Annotated in this window: 15 protein-coding genes and 1 pseudogene; 11 read left to right on the top strand and 5 right to left on the bottom strand. The window is 49.8% G+C overall.

The features are described from left to right. The first annotated feature begins 1 nt into the window (after position 1). The 10 genes from ABK821_RS22905 (at position 2) to dqlB (ending at position 11,164) form a co-directional block, all read left to right on the top strand. Positions 2 to 496 carry a hypothetical protein gene (locus tag ABK821_RS22905; RefSeq protein WP_004187480.1) on the top strand — a complete coding sequence of 165 codons (495 nt, stop codon included), beginning with the start codon at positions 2 to 4 and terminating at the stop codon, positions 494 to 496. Further along, positions 493 to 3,543: a conjugal transfer protein gene (locus ABK821_RS22900; RefSeq protein WP_213758542.1), complete on the top strand. Its 3,051-nt coding sequence runs from the start codon at positions 493 to 495 to the stop codon at positions 3,541 to 3,543. The genes ABK821_RS22905 and ABK821_RS22900 overlap by 4 nt, the downstream gene beginning before the upstream one ends. Further along, complete coding sequence (gene traW, locus ABK821_RS22895) at positions 3,540 to 4,748, top strand: conjugal transfer protein TraW (protein ID WP_011091082.1); 1,209 nt, start codon at positions 3,540 to 3,542, stop codon at positions 4,746 to 4,748. Before ABK821_RS22900 ends, traW begins: the two co-directional genes overlap by 4 nt. Next, complete coding sequence (locus ABK821_RS22890; RefSeq protein ID WP_015060003.1) at positions 4,745 to 5,341, top strand: hypothetical protein; 597 nt, start codon at positions 4,745 to 4,747, stop codon at positions 5,339 to 5,341. Before traW ends, ABK821_RS22890 begins: the two co-directional genes overlap by 4 nt. Next, complete coding sequence (locus tag ABK821_RS22885; protein WP_015062834.1) at positions 5,334 to 7,529, top strand: DotA/TraY family protein; 2,196 nt, start codon at positions 5,334 to 5,336, stop codon at positions 7,527 to 7,529. The genes ABK821_RS22890 and ABK821_RS22885 overlap by 8 nt, the downstream gene beginning before the upstream one ends. Position 7,530: 1 nt before the next feature. Beyond that, positions 7,531 to 8,184 (top strand): hypothetical protein, encoded by a 654-nt coding sequence (locus tag ABK821_RS22880; protein ID WP_015060005.1) that lies wholly within the window; start codon positions 7,531 to 7,533, stop codon positions 8,182 to 8,184. A gap of 68 nt (positions 8,185 to 8,252) precedes the next feature. After that, positions 8,253 to 8,495 (top strand): IncL/M type plasmid replication protein RepC, encoded by a 243-nt coding sequence (gene repC, locus ABK821_RS22875; protein WP_023893611.1) that lies wholly within the window; start codon positions 8,253 to 8,255, stop codon positions 8,493 to 8,495. 248 nt (positions 8,496 to 8,743) lie between these two features. Then, complete coding sequence (repB, locus tag ABK821_RS22870) at positions 8,744 to 8,794, top strand: IncL/M-type plasmid replication leader peptide RepB (protein WP_011154478.1); 51 nt, start codon at positions 8,744 to 8,746, stop codon at positions 8,792 to 8,794. Next, on the top strand, positions 8,791 to 9,846 hold the full coding sequence (gene repA, locus ABK821_RS22865) for a plasmid replication initiator RepA (protein WP_015060006.1): 1,056 nt from the start codon (positions 8,791 to 8,793) through the stop codon (positions 9,844 to 9,846). Before repB ends, repA begins: the two co-directional genes overlap by 4 nt. Positions 9,847 to 11,068: 1,222 nt before the next feature. Next, the gene (dqlB, locus tag ABK821_RS22860) at positions 11,069 to 11,164 is read left to right on the top strand and encodes a DinQ-like type I toxin DqlB (RefSeq protein ID WP_004206884.1); all 96 of its coding nucleotides are present in this window, start codon (positions 11,069 to 11,071) and stop codon (positions 11,162 to 11,164) included. A 50-nt stretch (positions 11,165 to 11,214) separates the two neighbouring features. Here the strand turns inward: dqlB and ABK821_RS22855 are convergent, their stop codons facing one another. The 5 genes from ABK821_RS22855 to ABK821_RS22835 all read right to left on the bottom strand — a co-directional run bounded on the left by ABK821_RS22855 (position 11,215) and on the right by ABK821_RS22835 (position 16,466). Then, positions 11,215 to 13,302 carry a conjugal transfer protein TrbC gene (locus ABK821_RS22855; RefSeq protein ID WP_004206885.1) on the bottom strand — a complete coding sequence of 696 codons (2,088 nt, stop codon included), beginning with the start codon at positions 13,300 to 13,302 and terminating at the stop codon, positions 11,215 to 11,217. A 12-nt stretch (positions 13,303 to 13,314) separates the two neighbouring features. Then, on the bottom strand, positions 13,315 to 14,265 hold the full coding sequence (locus ABK821_RS22850) for a DsbC family protein (RefSeq protein ID WP_004206886.1): 951 nt from the start codon (positions 14,263 to 14,265) through the stop codon (positions 13,315 to 13,317). Positions 14,266 to 14,275: 10 nt separating this feature from the next. After that, positions 14,276 to 15,583, bottom strand: a complete 1,308-nt coding sequence (locus ABK821_RS22845; protein WP_015059988.1) for a hypothetical protein — start codon at positions 15,581 to 15,583, stop codon at positions 14,276 to 14,278. Further along, complete coding sequence (locus tag ABK821_RS22840; protein ID WP_004206888.1) at positions 15,583 to 15,858, bottom strand: lytic transglycosylase domain-containing protein; 276 nt, start codon at positions 15,856 to 15,858, stop codon at positions 15,583 to 15,585. The genes ABK821_RS22845 and ABK821_RS22840 overlap by 1 nt, the downstream gene beginning before the upstream one ends. Positions 15,859 to 16,082: 224 nt before the next feature. Beyond that, complete coding sequence (locus tag ABK821_RS22835; RefSeq protein ID WP_019725042.1) at positions 16,083 to 16,466, bottom strand: DUF1496 domain-containing protein; 384 nt, start codon at positions 16,464 to 16,466, stop codon at positions 16,083 to 16,085. 79 nt (positions 16,467 to 16,545) lie between these two features. Between ABK821_RS22835 and ABK821_RS22830 the strand changes: the two are divergent. Further along, positions 16,546 to 16,980 (top strand): annotated as a pseudogene (locus ABK821_RS22830) (CPBP family intramembrane glutamate endopeptidase); the annotation flags it as partial. Positions 16,981 to 17,108 lie beyond the last annotated feature (128 nt).

Genomic DNA, 17,108 nt, shown 5'->3' with positions numbered 1-17,108 from the left:
CATGAAAGATTTTAAGCTCACCAGGAATGAACAACCTGCCAGATGCCATGTGTGCGGGATAAAGAGCAAAGATGTTTTCTCCCTCGCAGAAGATGGACAGAAAGAGAGAATGCTTTGCTCTGTATGCCTGTCGCTCGAACACCCGGAGAAAATGAAACTAGAGACTCAAACCGGACTTCTGCTGAAGAGAAATACAAACCGAAAACTCTACAGCCTGTTGTTTCGTTCAATTGCAAAGGCGGAAAAGTCAACGGACGATTCTTACCGTGAAAAGGCACAGAAACTTAAACAGATATTGCTCAGTACAACTGACGTAGTTCTAAACGAAACCGGCAGTGATGATGGATACGATTTACTGCACCTGATAAAAAAACACCATCAGTTACTTCCCATGAATTTTGACGATGAGTTTGTCACTTCTGTCGCAGAGTCAGACGAATTGCCGGATGTAAGTGACTGGAATGAAATTTACAAGGGTAAGAGAGGTTTTAAATGATTTCTTTCTTTGAGGATGTGATCGAAGGTATCTCACGCAATCTTACGTCAAATGACTCGTTAAAATACTGTGATTTGACAACGGTTGTAGGGCTTACGTCGCAGGATCGCGTTGAGCATCCTGAAATCAGGGCTCCGTACATACTGACCACGAAGAACAACGATTTTCTTACCGTTATTGAGATTCAGGGCGCTAAATCATCGTTTGACGAGAAGTCGTTTAATGACTTCATCATGCACCTTTCAAACTCGTTGTCGAATTCCTTTATTAACAGTGGCCATAAGCTGTCTGTGGTGTTTGAGCGCGACTTTACCAAGAACCAGGAAGAGCTGAATAATGTTTATAAACCGCAGGTAGCAGCAATAGAGCGCCTGCAGATAGACATTAAAGACCTGATCGCCGATGACGCAAAAAAAATCGCTGCCCATTACAGCCGTGAACGCGCTTACATCGTGCTGTATACCTCGAAGGGGATGATTGCGAAGGATGAACTTAAAAACGAGCAGGCAAAAGCTGCCGGCGTTATGAAGGATATCCCGCAGACTCGCTTCAGTCAGAACCCAATCGAATTTCAGCTTGAAGGTTTGAAGATCACGCATGACGCGATGCTTTGGCGGCTGATTGGTATGCTTCAGGGGGATGATGAGTCGGGGATGGGGCTTCTGGTTGATGTCCTCGATGTCAAACACGCCGGCGCAATGATGCGTCAGATGCTGTTCCGGAACTCAACATCAGAAAACTGGTACCCTCGCACGCCGTTTGACCAAAATCTGCGAGTCTATGGCGCTCCACGGAAAGGCAATATCGACTCAGTGCTGCCGCCGCGGCTGAATATCCAGATCATGGAAGGGGAACTGGAAGAAGATGGTGGCCTGATTTACTGCGATGGCAAGTATTACGGTTCTGTTGCCCTTGAGTTGCCACCACTTCACCCTGTCAAATTTAAGCAGTTATTCAACGCGATTAACCGGAAAATCCCGTACCGGATAAAATATGACTTTATGGGCGGGGGCAAAAAAGCATTGTTCTGGCCATCAGTGATCGTCTCTTTCCTTCGTTTCATTCCCTCACTCGGTACTATCGCGCGTGATATGGATTATGTCGGGGCCCAGAGCGAAACCGATCCAACGGCTATCATGGCCATCAACTTTGCCACCTGGGGTGACACTAAGGATGAAGCCAAACGCAACCTGGCGGCTTTAACTAAGGCGATTGAAGGCTGGGGTGTATCAGGTGTGTCCAAGACATATGGCAATCCAGGTAGCGCACTGATTGCATCCGTTCCGGGGCTGACGACGGCCACACCTGGCTCATTGCATTATCCGCCGTTGAGTGAAGGCTTGCGGATGTTACCTTTTGAACGTCCGGCCAGTCCCTGGCATGGTAAAGGCAATATCAACTTCATCACGCTCGATGGCAAGCTGTTCCCCTATCAAATCGCCAGTCCCCTGCAGGAGAAATTTACCGATGTCATCACCGGTGTTCCAGGTTCCGGTAAAAGCGTGCTGGCCAACCGCCTTAACCTGAGTTCGATTTACCGGGCTGATAAAAAACTGCCTTATCTGACTATCATTGATAAGGGCTACAGTGCAAAAGGTATCGCCGATCTGATTAGCGCTGAGCTGCCGTCAGAGAAACGTCACCAGATTGCCAGTATCACCCTGAACAATGACGAATCGCACTGTATTAACATCTGCGATACGCAGTTAGGTTCAAGGTATCTGACGCAGTTTGAGGAAGTATTCTTAAAGCAGATGCTTAACGCATTCTGTATTGATCCGGCAATTGGCCAGCCGCCAGATGCAATGAGCGTTGGCCAAATCGTCAGTAAGGTTGTATCAAACGTATACAAAGCAAAAGCGCATTCAAGTGCTAACTTGTTTAAGTATAACGACCCGGTGATTAATGAAGCTCTGAAAGAATCAGGTCTGGATAAAGAGCTCGGTGAAGACTGGTTTGAAAGAGCTACATGGTGGGAAGTCGTTGATAAGCTGTTTGCCAAAAAATATCTTCATGCTGCGACGGTTGCTCAGCGTTATGCTGTGCCAACTATTCACGATTTTATTGCTGAACTACAAACTGAATCATTTAAAAACCAATACGCTGACGTAAAAGTTAATGGGAGTGAGCCTGTAGTAGGCTTCGTTGCACGTTGTTTCCAGGCTGCAGCAGCTGAGTATGCCATTTTCTCTGGGATCACGGTTTATGATTTCAGCCCGGAGACTCGCATTGCGATCCTGGATATGCAAAACGTCCTCGGTGACAGAACGACACCTGCAGGTAAGCTCAAGTCCGGCATTATGTATCTTTTTGCGCGCCAGATGGCTGTGCGTAACTACTACCTGCCTCAGTCCGCAGAAACCTTCATTCCTGCTTTACCGGAGCAGTACAGGGCATATCACCAGGCGCGCATCAGGGAGCTTTCAGAAGAAGTTAAACATACCTTTTATGATGAGTGTCATAACTTTGCCGGCATCGACTTTATCCAAAATGCGCTGAATACCGCTGACCTTGAAGATCGTAAATTCAACGTCCGTACTGCGTTCTCGTCTCAGTATCTGAGCCATATGCCTTCGAGTGTGCTTAAAACCATGAACAGCCTGTTTATGATGCGCCTGACGGAAGGGGATGAAGAGTATCTGAAGCAATTAGAGATCAACATCCCGGCCGATATCCTGCGTCGTTTCAGACAGCTTCCGCAAGGGGTTTATCCGGACGGAAGTGGTACTGCATTCCTCGGTATTTTTAAAACAAAACGTGGTCTTATTTGCCACATTCTGAAAAACACATTAGGTCCAAAACTGCTTTGGGCTTTGAACTCATCTGCAAAAGACAGAGCGCTCAGAGATGTGCTTTATGAAGAGCTTGGAACGAAAAAAGAAAGGGAAGAATTAGCAAATAGATTCCCTATGGGAAGTGCATCAAGTATCATTGATGAAATGGTGGTCAATCAGGGTGGTGAGCGTGATTCTGAAGAAGAATCACAAACTATGGCGATGAAGCTCGCTAAAGAAATCATTTCTGATGTGAGAAGGGGATTCAGATGATAAAAATCGGAAAAGCAAAACGGTCAGTGATGGCCGTTTCAATTCTGGCCTTCAGCGTACAGTCAGCATTTGCCTATACGGTCAACGTTAACAGCAGCATTCCCATCTCAACGCAGGTTATGCCGGCGTTGAGCACAGCTAATGGCCTGTTAGGTAATATCCAGGCCACGCTGATTAACATTGGTACGGCAATCAGCCAGCAGGGCGATCGCCAGGCAGCATTAATGCAGCAGGTGGCTGAAACTAACCGACAGTTCGAAGTCGAGCAAAAACGTAATGACCGGCTGCTGCAGGCACAGGATAAGTACCGTGTTCCGGATGATATATGTGCGCAGTCTATTGGCGGTGGCGCCGCGGGGGTATCCTCTGCGGCCGCTGGCGGTCAGCGAACGCTGGGAAGCGCCAGTTCTGCGAAAGATGTTAAGGCTATTTTTGAAGTGCCGGCACGCGCAACCGACGTGGATGCATCTTCAACGGCCGAAGTTCACAGCCAGTACTGCGACAGTTCGGATTATGCTGCATTTGGCGGGACTTCATTCTGCCCAAGTGTATCTGACATGCCGCGGGCAGATACGTCGCTGAGCTCGTTGCTTTATGGCGCCGGCAAAGAAGGCAAGGCACCTGATCTGACGTTTACAGATGAGCAGACAGATGCGGCGCTGCGCTATATGAAAAATACCGCGTTGCGCAGTGCTGGTCGTCAGCTGAGTCGTGGGGAAGTTAAAGGCGCCAGCGGGCGAATTTACCTGGGCATGATTCAGCAATACCAGGCGCTCACCGACGCGGCCGCACAACCTCAGATGGAAATGATCGCCAACTCTAAACCGAACCCGGCCACTGATGCCGCGCTTGCAGATGCGCGCAAAGTGCCGGAAGTCGAATCCTATTTCCAGGCGACGGCCAGTAACAGGGCGAAACAGCTTAACCGTATGTCTGCCAGAGAGTTTGAGGAATTCGAAGTAGGTCGCCGTTACAGCAACCCTGCTTACCAGGCGACGTTGACCAACAAGAACACCGAAGATTTGATGCGTGAGCAAATCAATATCGCCAATCTGAACAACTGGTTAGTGTTGAAAACCAAACAGCAGCTGGAGAAACAAAATGTGCTGCTTGGCCAGATCCTGGCGAACGACGCATATCAAACATACAAACCGATGCTGGCAGCACAGCTGGAGAGTGTGAACGCGGGAGTATCCAGAAAATGACAGACGAAAATAAAACAGGGGAAGAAGTTACAAAATCCCCCGGCCGCATGAAAAAAGCGGTTTATCATATTACCGGAATTAGTGATATTCAGTTTATGTGGAAATCACTAAGGGAATCTATCAGCCTGCTCAATGAGCGGGCTTCTTTCGTTAAGAAGCAAATCAAAAATTTGGAAGCTCCGGACGAAAAATCAGCTTCGAATCAGTCGTTTGAGGATGTTGTTAAAAAGAGTTCTATCCCCTTAGAACAGCATCTAGCTAAAGCCGGTAAGTATAAAAAATATTGGTTATGTTGCTTCTTTATAGCTGTTTTTGTTGCCCTGTTTTTAATCGCTGGCTGTGTAAAATTGATTGTTAATACTGAATACAATGTAAGCCTTCTGAAGGTGACATTAACACTTGGTTTAATGTTTGCTGTTTGTATCTACTCGTTCGTAAAAGCAATGACTTATGAATTTTTAGGTTGGCAATTACGCAATGAGGCCCATTCTGAAGAAGAATTCGGTACATTGAGACATTTTATTAACGATAACGGTGTGCGCAATACATTTAATTTTGAACAAGCTGGCCAGATTCGGGGGGCGCATGAATAAGTCAAGAAACTCATTGGTCGCATTGTTGCCGCTATCGCTTTTCATTACCCCGGCATATTCTGCAGATCTGGGAATTGATAGTATTACAGAGGCTGCTAAACGGTCTGGTGATTTGTCACGTCAGATGCTGCATACCGTTTTTGGTGAAGTGGTAAATAATCCTTTCAGTCCGTCAGGTGATGGGTTGTTAAATAACGTATTTTTCACAGTGAATGAGGTTATCGCCATATTAGCGCTGATTTATATGGCGATAATCAGTATTAAAAAACTACATCAGGCAGGGCAACTTGGGAAGTTTATAGAGGGTGATGGGAATAATGCCTTCAATTTTGTTAAAACAACATTCGGCTGGCTCCTTTTGGTTCCAACTGTTGTTGGATGGTCCGTTGCACAACTGCTCTTCCTGTGGTGTGGGTCAATCATAGGTGTAGGTTCTGCCAATGTTATTGCAGATAAAACAGCGTCGGAACTAGCGAGTGGCAAAGCTGTTTATATAACGCCAGTTATGCCAGAAATGGCTTCTGTGGCTAAAGGAATGTTCGAAATGAACTTGTGCGCTCTTGGTGTCAATCAAGGGTTAGCTCAGATGGAGGCTTCAGGCCAACATTATGAAAGTAATAGCCAGATGAAGTTTAATACTGGTGATTCTAGTTACTCAATTTCAGTTGACAATGGTTCTGCTGTTTGTGGGACTGTTAAATTACCACAAAAACCTACAGGTTGGACTTCGGTATTCTCCAGTGGTTACGCTGATTCTGTTTATGCAGTTCAACAGCAGGCTACAGACTCGCTTTGGAGTAAGATGAAGAATACAGCAGAGCAATTTAACTCTGCTTATATGTCTAAAATGCGTTCCGGAGATGGGCAGCTGCCTGACGTTGAAACTGCAATTCAGACAGCAGCAAGAGATTACCAACAACAAGTACAGCAAGCTGCAGACAATGCTGCCGGAAGCAATGATATGCTCCAGAAAATGGAGTCGGATATAAAGGAAAAAGGCTGGCTATATCTTGGTATTTATTATCATACCCTGGCAACTGCTAACACTGAGCTGAAGGACGTTGCTAATCTGAAACCTATTGTATCAGGGATAAGTGGTGATGGTGATGTAGGTTCTACGGACTATTATAAAGGTCTGTTCCAGGCATATCATTCACAACTGAAAAACAGTACCTACACTCCCCCTTTAGGTACTGCTGATAATGCTTTAGCTCAGAACATTGACAATAAAGGCATCGAAGAAGCGGCAAAAAGTGGTGATGCAGATTCGTTGATTACCAAAATTTTCAACTTTAATGTTACTTCATGGCTTGCCACTAGAAACTACGGCACTGGCGATGGATACAGCGATGTAACGAATCCCTTGTTGAAAATGAAAGCCATTGGTGATTACACGATGTTTACTGCTGAGAGTGGTCTAGCTGCTTGGGGAGCTGTTAATGTCGCAATGAGTGTTGCAGATGGTAATAACGCTGCTGGAATGGGGGCGGGATTACTTAATTTCTTCACTTCAGGTAAGGATATTATTAAGGGTGTAATTAAAACTGCGGCTCCGATCGTATACATGATTTTAGTCGCTCTGTTCTGTATAGGGTTAACGCTTTCAATTTGGCTTCCATTTGTGCCATTTATCTATTGGTTTGTCGCAATGGCGGATTGGTTAGTTACTTTGCTGACTGGTATCGTTGCATCTTCATTGTGGGCCGCTACCCATATTAACATTGGCCAAACTAATGAGGACCGGTCAACGTATGGATATATTTTCCTGATAGATGTGATGATTCGACCACTGTTGATGGTAATGGGGTTCATTTTTGCATCATTGGCCATTGTGGCTCTTGGCACCGCGCTTAACTATATTTTCAAAACAGCAATGGAAAATGTACAGGCAGATTCAACAACTGGCCTTTGGTCAATGATAGGTATCCTTTTTGTCTATGCAAGGATGTGTACAGGTATGGTCGCTAGGGTATTTGCATTACCTGCAAGGATGCCTAACTACGTCATCAGCTGGATTGGTAACAAGCATAACGATTCAATTCTTGGTGATATGCAGAATCATGTTCACGACCTGTTTGCTGCATTTGGTCGTGGAGCTAAAAATACAGGTGGACGTCCTTCTGGGCCGAAGAACTTCAACCCAACCAATACGGTTGATAAAGACAAAGATGGTATAGCGGGGGCGTGATATGAAAGGATATTCGTATACTGTTGTCGATAACAACATGGCTAAATCAAAAGGTGTTGGCTACTATCTGTCACGCCTGTCTGTAGCCATAAGTATAGTTATTTTAACAATAAGTCTTCCGTTGACTGTATATTCTGGCTTTCTTACTTTAGGTGGAAGCCTGGCATTGGCGTGGTTTGTTGCTCTACTTGTTTTCGATGCCATGCTGATCACATATGTTGTACGCCAGGTAAAAAGTAAGGGAGTCAAAAAGGTCGTTGCAGGCATGAGAGTTTATGGATGCTTTAATCCATCGGCTAAAGAGGAACAATACATGCCGGCTCAGAAAACATATTTTGGTATAGATATGGACTCCGGTGTTGTTGGTATTGCTGCCCTTTATGCTGTACAGGCCTCTATTAAGCAAAAGAGAATTTTGTTTGAGGCCGAGACAATTGAGTCTTGGGAGTATACTGATAGTAAACTTGTCGTAAATATTCGGAACCGACATGTGCCTACTGTTGAAATAATCTTGCTCAATGCCGGCCTAGCATATCGCCAGCTGGAAATGTTAACCAGGATGCATGAGCAACATAAAAAATACAGGGGTGAAAAATATCTCCAGTGGCGAAAGACTATGCTTGATGAAGGTTGGATGCTACCACGAACGTATTGATGTTTACTTCCAAACCGCCTGAAAAGGCGGTTTTTTCATGTATACTCAGGTGGTTATAGTCGTATGCTGTGGGAGGAAGAGTGAACAGAGTTACTGAGCGCCAGGAACAGAAGAGTAACCCGGAGTTCCAGAGAGAGTACCGGAACCGTATCCGGGAAACACACGACCAGTTAAACCTTTATCTCCCCAAAGATGCAAAAAGAATGTTGATAGAGATCACAAAAGTTAAAAAACTCACTCAGGCTGAAGTCATTGAATTTCTTGTCAAAAGCTATTACGACGGATTGAAATTTGACGATTCTGAAGAGTGATCTTACTATGTAAAAGCGGGTTCGCAGGTATTGCCCCGCTTAGAAACGCATGATATGTTAAGCGGCGTTTACATAACCTTACGGGGTTATTACTGAATTTAGCACGGGAAGAGCGGCCCGGAGATGTACCGCTTAGGAGTGGCAGGAGCCACAAAAAGTAAAACCCCCTGATCCCTGTTGGAAACTTTGGCCGGTCTCTCAGGAATCAGGGGGTGCAAACTGCCCACTGGCAGAAAGGATTATAGCAAATGCGTAACCTATTGCAATACAGCCCGGCCAATATGTGCAGGGGCTGGTGAATCAAAAGAATCCATACCTACAGCTTTCTGACATTGAGTCAGTAGAAGGTCTTTCGCCGGAGTTCATCTCCTGGCTTGAAAGCCAGTCCCCTAAAGAATCGCCCCTGCAGCTGCTTCTCGATGAAGGCACCAAGCCCGTGCGCAAAACCCGCCGTCGTCGCGGTACGCACTCAACGGCGTGTCTCTGCCCGGAGCCCAGCTGGTACCGACCGGACAATTTCAAAAAGCTCCCTGGCCAGCTTGGCCATGCCTACAACCGCCTTGTTCGCCGCGATCGCAAAACGGGCGCGTTAAGTCTGCGTATGCGGATCAGCCGCCACCCGTACTTCGTGCAGCTGCGCGAGCAGGCTGGCCGGAAGCGCGACTTCCGCCCGGAGCGGGAGAAATTACTCGATGCGATTGTGCCGCTCCTGGTCAGCACCGTTGACCGGGCTACCCATATCGACACTATCAACCTCAGTAAAATGGCGTGGCAGCTCAGCGAAAAGGACAGCGAAGGGAACGTGATCCGGAAAGTGACGGTACCGCGGGTTTGCCGGCTGCTGCAGCACATGATGGAATTCGGGTTACTGGCGCTGCCTGAAGGCGTCACATGGGACCCGTTTAACCGCAAGTGGTTCCCCAAGCATGTCGTGCTGACGGAACGCCTCTGGAAGATGATCGGTGTTGATCTCGATAAGCTGTATGCGGAGCAGGCCGAACAGGTGGCCGCTGAAGCTGCAGGCTGGATAACCCGTGATGAACATGGCCAGGCGGAAGAAATCTCTGTTAAAGCCGCGCGCCGGCGCTGGTATGAAAAAATGATGCACGCCACGCTGGTTCGCCGGCGTGAAGCCGCCCTGAAGGGTAAGCGCGAGAAGAAGCTGAAAGCGCTGGCAGAACAGCCCTATGACGACCGGGCTTACGCCATGTCCGTTCATCTGATACGGACGCTGCCGAAAGACGAACTGCACGCGCTGTCGCCTGAGCAGTTTACCCAGCGAGTACGCAGCCACCTGTATCAGCTCGATCTGGGGCTGGAGAGGGAATCCGGTCCCCCTGATTATCACTGATTTTCTCCCCCTGTAATTCTCTTACCGCCGCCTGGCGGTTTTCGTGCTCGCCAGCCGGCGCGACCTGCTCAAATTTCCTCCAGTTTTAACGTGTGGCCATCGTGATTTTTTGACGTTCTGGCGCCGCCGGTGGATAACCGGCAGCGAGATCACCACTATCCACAGTTATCCGCAAAGGAGGAAATAAAGTCACCTGCAATCGTGGTCAAAGCAAGCTGCAATACACTCTTAACTTCTTTAAAAAGATGTTTATTCAATAAAGAGATCACTGTTATTCAGGCTCAATTTTCTGTGGATTATGGGAATATGCCTGGCCTTTCAGCGCCGCTACGCGGCACGACGGCCAGAATGGTCGCTATGCTCCCAGGTTAGCACCCGGCAAATGCCGGGCAGGGTGGCCAGCAGAAACCACCACTGTAGATTTTTCTTTGCCCCACCGTGCTTTTCCCCGCCGAGCCAACGGCTCGGCAGAAAAAAGCATGATGGATGATGTAACTAAGAACACCCCCGTAAGACGGAAGGGCTGCGACCCGCACCCCTGACGTCAACGCTACTACCCACGCGCCCGGTGCGCCGCTAACGTCACACCGCCCGCTCGCAGTAGCCAGGGGGTAATGTGGCCACAGCGTCACCTGCAGGGCAGTCAGGCAGGAAAATCATCTGCTATGGCGTGCAATGCCTTTCAGGCAATCAACGCCAGTGTCTGCTGTCAGTTTTAAAATTAACAGGGAAAAGAGGATCGATTTAGCCGCGGTTATCCACGTCAGCCGCTCGCAGGCGCGTTAAAAAGGGTGAAGGCAGGGGAATGTTGCTCTTTTTGCAGTGAAGGCCACAGAGAGCGTTTCAGGCGCTTATTTGAGGAAATGCGATTTCTGCCAGGGTGGAGGCACAAAAAAACCCGACTGGTGAGATCGGGTTTTCATGTTTTGCCCCGGATGGAGGCGGGAACACCTAAACAATTGACGGTTAAATATTACGCCATGAGTGCAGTAAATGCAAACCACCGGGAATAGGGTATACTGCGCGGGTCAATCTGTTGACGTTCTTCTCCAGCCCCCGCTTACGCGGCGTGAACGGTTTAAAGCCCTGGTTGAAAAACAGGTGGTGCTGTTTCAATGCCCTGGCTGGAGTGGGAACATCTAAACAATTGACGTGAGGTAGCCGCTGTGACAGGCAATGTAAGGGCGATCAGCGGTGTTCCTGCTCTGTATGGAGCAAACGGATGATTAACTTGTTAATCGTCGTTCTGCGGGCAGTTGTTGCAGTGTCTAACGCTGTGATAGCGGTCCTGGAGCTGATCCGGCAGTATTTTGACTGACCGGAAACGTAACTAAAGGCGGGGGGACCACTCCCCGCCTTTTAACAGGGTTACATCTCGATCATCGGGAACAGATCGTCTTCCTGGTGGTAAAGCACGTCGTCCGTTTCCGTTCCATCAAGCCATTCAGCGAACAGTTCAAACAGGCACACCGACATTTCCTCCGGTGAAATTGCGCCACACTGCAGCTCGTAGAAGACCTCAATTTTTTCCAGCAGGCTGTTGGCCGCTTTGTCGTAGCCGAACAGCTTGATCGGCGGGAATCGCATTGCATCCGGGTTGGTTTCCGCCAGTTCATCATCCTTGCGTTCCGGATAAATGCTGTACAGCGTTGCCGGCGATGGCGGCAATACCTCGATAAAGCGGTTTATCCGCATCGGCAGTTCGCTGGAAAACTTCTCATTGTCCGGAATGTAAAACGCGGCGCTGCGTACCAGGGCATCCTGGAAAGAAATTACCCCCTGACCTTCGGTCTGCTTACGTAGCTCACGAATGTTCACGCGGTCCTTTTCACGGATTTGGTACAGATCCCCTTCCCGGACCGTTTTGGAAAACGTGCCGTGTTCGGCTTCCTGCCCGGAGAGCTCAGAATAATAATCCTGGCCGACGGTTTCGCGCAGTATTTCAAAGGTTTTCCGGTCTTCAATCGACTCAAAATATTTCACGCGGGTGTTGGCGATCAGCGAATCCACCTCGCCGTTCGCGCCGCGGGCGAGCGACGGGTGATCCTGGGAGGAAAATACGCCCATTTTTTCCAGTGAACGCATCTGCGCACTCAGCGTATCCATACCGCTGGTGAAATACTGGCCCAGCTCGTCATAAATCAGCCCGTATGGCGCCTGATTATTCAGCGCGTGAGTGAGCAGGACTTCCTCTTTTTTCCCTTCCAGCTGGTAGCCCAGGTCCTTACTGATGGTCATTCGCTGCAGCGTCACATATAAACGGCCAAGCGTGGCCGCTTCACCGCGTGACAGCTCCAGCGACGGGATCATGACGATGAGAATGCGGTCATTGTGGAAAATATCGTCCATCCGGATATCGCCGCTGTCTTCCGGAAAAACATGGCCATAAGTTTCATTGAACAGGGAGAGCGTCTTCAGGAACTGACGGCTCATGTAGTTATGCTGTTCGAAGGCGCGGGCTTCCCACGTTTCCGGGTATTCCGCGTTGGCCAGCAGGAAGCCTGGTGTATTTTCCAGATAACTTTCCAGCGCGGCGTAACCCTCGCTGTGCCAGCCGTTTTTCTTTGCCTCCACGTACAGCGCGGCCATTGCCGGCAGCGACATGTTTTTCTGAATAGTGCGCTGTGACAAAAGCAGTTCGCCGCGGGCGCGCTTATAACACAGGGCATTGATCAGCGCCGACATCATGGCTTTTGCCGTATCCTGCCACTGTGCCGAATCCCCGCCCACCTGGGGGAGCATGGATTCCATCAACTGGATGATGAAGGTCGGCGGGGCAACGCTGAAGAGGTTGACTGAGTTGGATTGCGCGGGGATGCTTTCCTGCTTCACCAGGTTCACGAACCTGTCAATACTGCCGGTCAGCAGGTTGAGAACGTAATAATCATCCTCACGGCCGAAACGGCGCGCCAGCGACCAGGTGGCGAAGGCCAGCTTGTTATCTGCTTTACCGTCTGAGAGGCAGTAGCCACGGCACCACAGCAGGAAGTTAACGATAAACCCATAGAAGGTTTCGGTTTTACCCGACCCGGTGGTACCAAAAAATACCATGTGGCGCAGCAGGTCCGTCATGTTCAGCCACAGCTCGCGGCCGAACAGGCGTCCCCGCTCATACCCGACATATAAAATTCCCTTCGCTTTCTTTCGCTCCCGGACCTTATGCGGGATGCGAATGGGCCCCAGACGGTATTCCGCCTGGGTTTCCGTGGTCAGGGTGTCGTCGAACATTTCGCAGTCTTTCGGCATTCGCAGCGGTGGCCGGAATTTACGATCCGTGAATGCCACCATCAGCGGCGGAAGGATGAGGATGCTCAGCAGCATGGTAAAGGGGAGAAACAGACCCAGCACGGTCAGTATGGCCAGCAGGCCAAACTGTACGTTCGGAGTGAGGAACCACTCCATGAACGAACCATCCGGGCGGAGGACTTTTTTACTGTCTACAGATTCCTGTTGCATAGCGGCTCCGGGTTATTCTCCTATTGCCTGCTGCAGGCGGGCATCGTCTTTGACGACGGAAACCGGGATCACATCACCCGAATCGGCAACGATGGACGGGGTACCGATAAACCCGAATTTCGCAAATGCCATATTGTTCGCGTCAACCAGGCGGGCGCCGGTGGTATCCGGGGCTGTTTTCGGATCGTCAATTTTCGGGTTCATGGTGGTGTATCCCATGTTAATCGTGTCTTCCCAGCTTTTCAGTCGGGTATCTTTCCCGGTATCGAGTACAGGAGCGGCGCGGACCATCGAGCGCAGGTCGCCATAAACGGACACGGGGAAAATCTCGACGTTATAGCGTTTGCTCAGTTCCTGCAGTCGGGGTTCCAGCGCGCGGCAGTGCGGGCACATCGGATCGGAAAACACATACAGGGTGTGTTTATGCCCGGTTGAAAGCGAGATTGTAAAGCGTCCGCTGGTGACGGCATCTTTCAGTGACAGCAAGTCGTTATCAGCCAGTTTTTTAGGGGCTTCAGGTGCTGCCTGAACCTGCAGCTGCTCCGGCGCAGTGGCAGGCTGCTGCAGACCCGGCGCGGGAGCATACGAGTTTGCCTGCAGTGGCTGTGCCGGCTGATGCATATTCATCAACGCGCCGTTGATGGAGACGATAAAGCCCAGCGCGGCGACTGGCCAGAAGATAAAGTTAGACAGCCGGCGCACGGCATTGAGTCCGCGCTGCTGTTTCAGCTTTTTACGGATATTGTTCAGCGCCTCGATGGCCTGATATTCGTTTTCAAAGCGGAACAGCTGCACCGCTTCACCAGAAAACGTATTGTGCGTCAGGATGTGGCCGCTGCCGGCATCATGGCCAAGTCCAAAATGACAGGCTGACAGGGGGAAGGAGTGCAGGGCTTGTTCCTGGTAGTTTCCGTCAGCGGAAAGATAAAGTGTGTTGCGATCGGTTTTTACGGTGAGTTTCATACTTCCTCGCTTAGAGTTCCAGGTGATCGGGTCGGGTTGCCGGCTGAGGTTTAGCCGGCGTCGGTTCATCGTCTGTCAGTCGCAGACTGTTGTTCGGGGTGTCGTGCGGAGCTGCAGGCGGCGTAGCCGGCTCGTCTTCCGCTTCAGCGTCAGATTCAAATGCAAATGGCGGTATAACGTCTTCCTGCCAGTGAGCGACCGGAATGGCGGGATCGCGGCGGTCAATATGGCGGTAATGGAGCAGATCCAGCTCAAGGCCCAGCACGGCCGCCCGCACGGTCGGCGGGAATTTCGCCGCCTTTTCTTCATCGAGCGTCAGCCGGTAACTTTCGCACTGACTCCAGGCAATAACACCACCTCCCTCAATGAAGAACTTCCCGCGGCCGGCGCTTGAAAGTGCATACCATAACGTGCGGTCCACACCTTTAAGCCACCGGAAATTAGCGGATGGCAGCTGCAGGTCATCATCGAACAGCGCGTAGAGTAGCGAACGGGAGCTGCGGCGCCCCTTTGCAAATTCTCGGAACGCTTCACACTGGCTGGCGACGGTCCAGAACCCGGCGGCCAGCGAATAATCAGGGAAACCGTCTTTAGTCCGCAGGCAGGAACGGTTGAGATCGTCGAGAATGGATTTAGCCGTTGGCCGGTCGCCCATAAACCGCAGATGTACAAACGAGGCTGCGAGCGCTTTTTCCCAGGGCGCCAGGGAAAGGGCCGCCCCTTCGGGGGCCAGGTTTACCTGTGACAGGAAGACTTTATGTGCGGCTTTTTTACGGAGGCGGCGCTTAGCGGTATCAATCAGGTTATGTTCCTGGGCAAACTCAACGGGTGACTGCGCGCTGCGTGCTTCTTCCGGATCTTCATTCAGCAGCAGCTGATCGAGGTGGCCAAACCGGGCGAGGATATGAGCTATCCCCGGATAGTTTTTTACCATCACCCAGGGAAGGTTCCGGATGGTCAGTTTACGGGTCAGACGGTAGTAAGGATTGCGCGAGATAACCCAGACGAACAACCCGATGATTAAAATGAACAGGGGAAAGAGCACGCTGGCCGTGTCGTTCATCACGCTGATAAAGTCCCACAGCGAAACCTGGTGGTTATACCGCGCCGCCGACAGCAGCATGTCCCGGCGCTCGGCCGCATTACCCGGCGTAATGGCGTCCGGCAGTACACCGTAGATCCAGTAAAGCAGGCGACAGACTCCGTAAATCACATAATCACGAAAGCCAAACCACATCACTGTGATCATGATGAGAAGGGCCCCGATAATCATCAGGCCATCATCCCCTCCCCCTTTCCGTTGTGGCTGGTTTTGCATCAGAACCTCAGAGAATTTTGGTAAACCTTCCCGATATACCAGGCCTTACGCGCCGGCGTGTTGGAGTGATAGCGGCCGACACCCTGCCAGAAATCCCCCCCTTCGAGAATGATGTTGTATTTGAGGATGTAGGCACTGGCCATTGCAGAGGCGCAGAAGTCATGCTGCAGCTGCTCCGCTTTCACGCCAAAATCGGACGCCAGCTTATTCGCCCAGATGGTGTTTATCTGGAATGCGCCGTAATCGTAAGTGCCGTTTTTGTTTTTATTTTTCATTCCCGGTTTTCCGCCTTCAGTCAGCCACAAGGCGAGGAATCCACGGAGAGGAATGTGATAAATCTGTGCTGCTTCAACCATGCAAGTTGGCAGCGGGATTGAGGGCGGGGCATCAACCATAACAATCTCCTAATGATTTCTATTTCGAGTAAAAAATATACCATCAAAAGGAGATTTTTTTAAATCATTTTGGTGCGGATAATTGAGAGGCTGTCAAAGGGATTTTATTTGCCTTCGACAGAGACAATATTGCCCTCGTTCACATTTTCCCATGTCGGGATTTCGCCACTCAGCGTGCAGCGGAGTGTTTCTTTTCCGACGGTAAGTGGTGCGCCACTGCTGTAGTAATGACTTTCATACAGGCAAGAGGTTTTCTTTTGTTCCGGGGTCAGTGTAATACCGGCATCCTGATCCTTTGCCAGCAGTTGTACAAGATGTTGGTTTGTCTGTACCTGCTCACCCAGAATGCTGCTCAGTAAAGAATCGGTTTTCGGCGCGGATACGCTCTGAGCAAAGGCACTGCAACTGATTACGGATGCAGCCAGAATAAGAGCAATCTTCGTGTTGAATTTCATTTCACTTTCTCCATTAAAAAAATCGGCAATCATTTTCTGTATCATTTAAATTAGGTCTGAAAACCGGCCTGAGTGTCAAGCCGATTCTGTTTAAAAATTAACAGGGGATAAAATGATTCAGTCACGTAATAAATATCTGCAGTTTATGCTGGTTCTGCTGGCAGCCTGGGCCATAGCCTGGGGGGCCATGTTTGTCATGGGGCAGGCTGTTCTGCTCTATGGGCTGGGGAAAAATACGCTGTTCTTCAGTCATGGTGCTGTACTGGTGTACCTCCTGTGTGTTTTCCTGGTATACCGCCGCTGGGTTGCTCCGCTACCGGTCGTTGGCCAGCTGAGCAACGTTGGCGCACTGTGGCTGGTTGGCGCGATGGCCGTGGTGTATGTCGGTGAATTTCTGCTGGGTAAAGTGCTGGACCTGCCCGCTGAGCCATTTATGACGAAACTTTTTGCCGATAAGTCCATACCCGATGTGATCCTGACGTTGCTGGCCGTCTTTATCCTTGCCCCGCTGAATGAGGAAATCCTGTTCCGTGGTGTCATGCTGAACGCTGAAGGATCCCCTCATAAATCAGCCATAGCATAGCCATATTTGAGCAACTGATTGGCGAATAATACCCAGGCCGCCAGCAATTCTTTCTCCGTGATTTGATAATCAGGCCGCCTGAGTACCTCCAA

This window comes from Klebsiella sp. KE9456 (genome assembly GCF_043832615.1).
Taxonomy (GTDB): domain Bacteria; phylum Pseudomonadota; class Gammaproteobacteria; order Enterobacterales; family Enterobacteriaceae; genus Klebsiella; species Klebsiella indica.
Note: the sequence above shows the minus strand (reverse complement) of the source record. Positions and strands in the feature narration are given on the sequence as shown.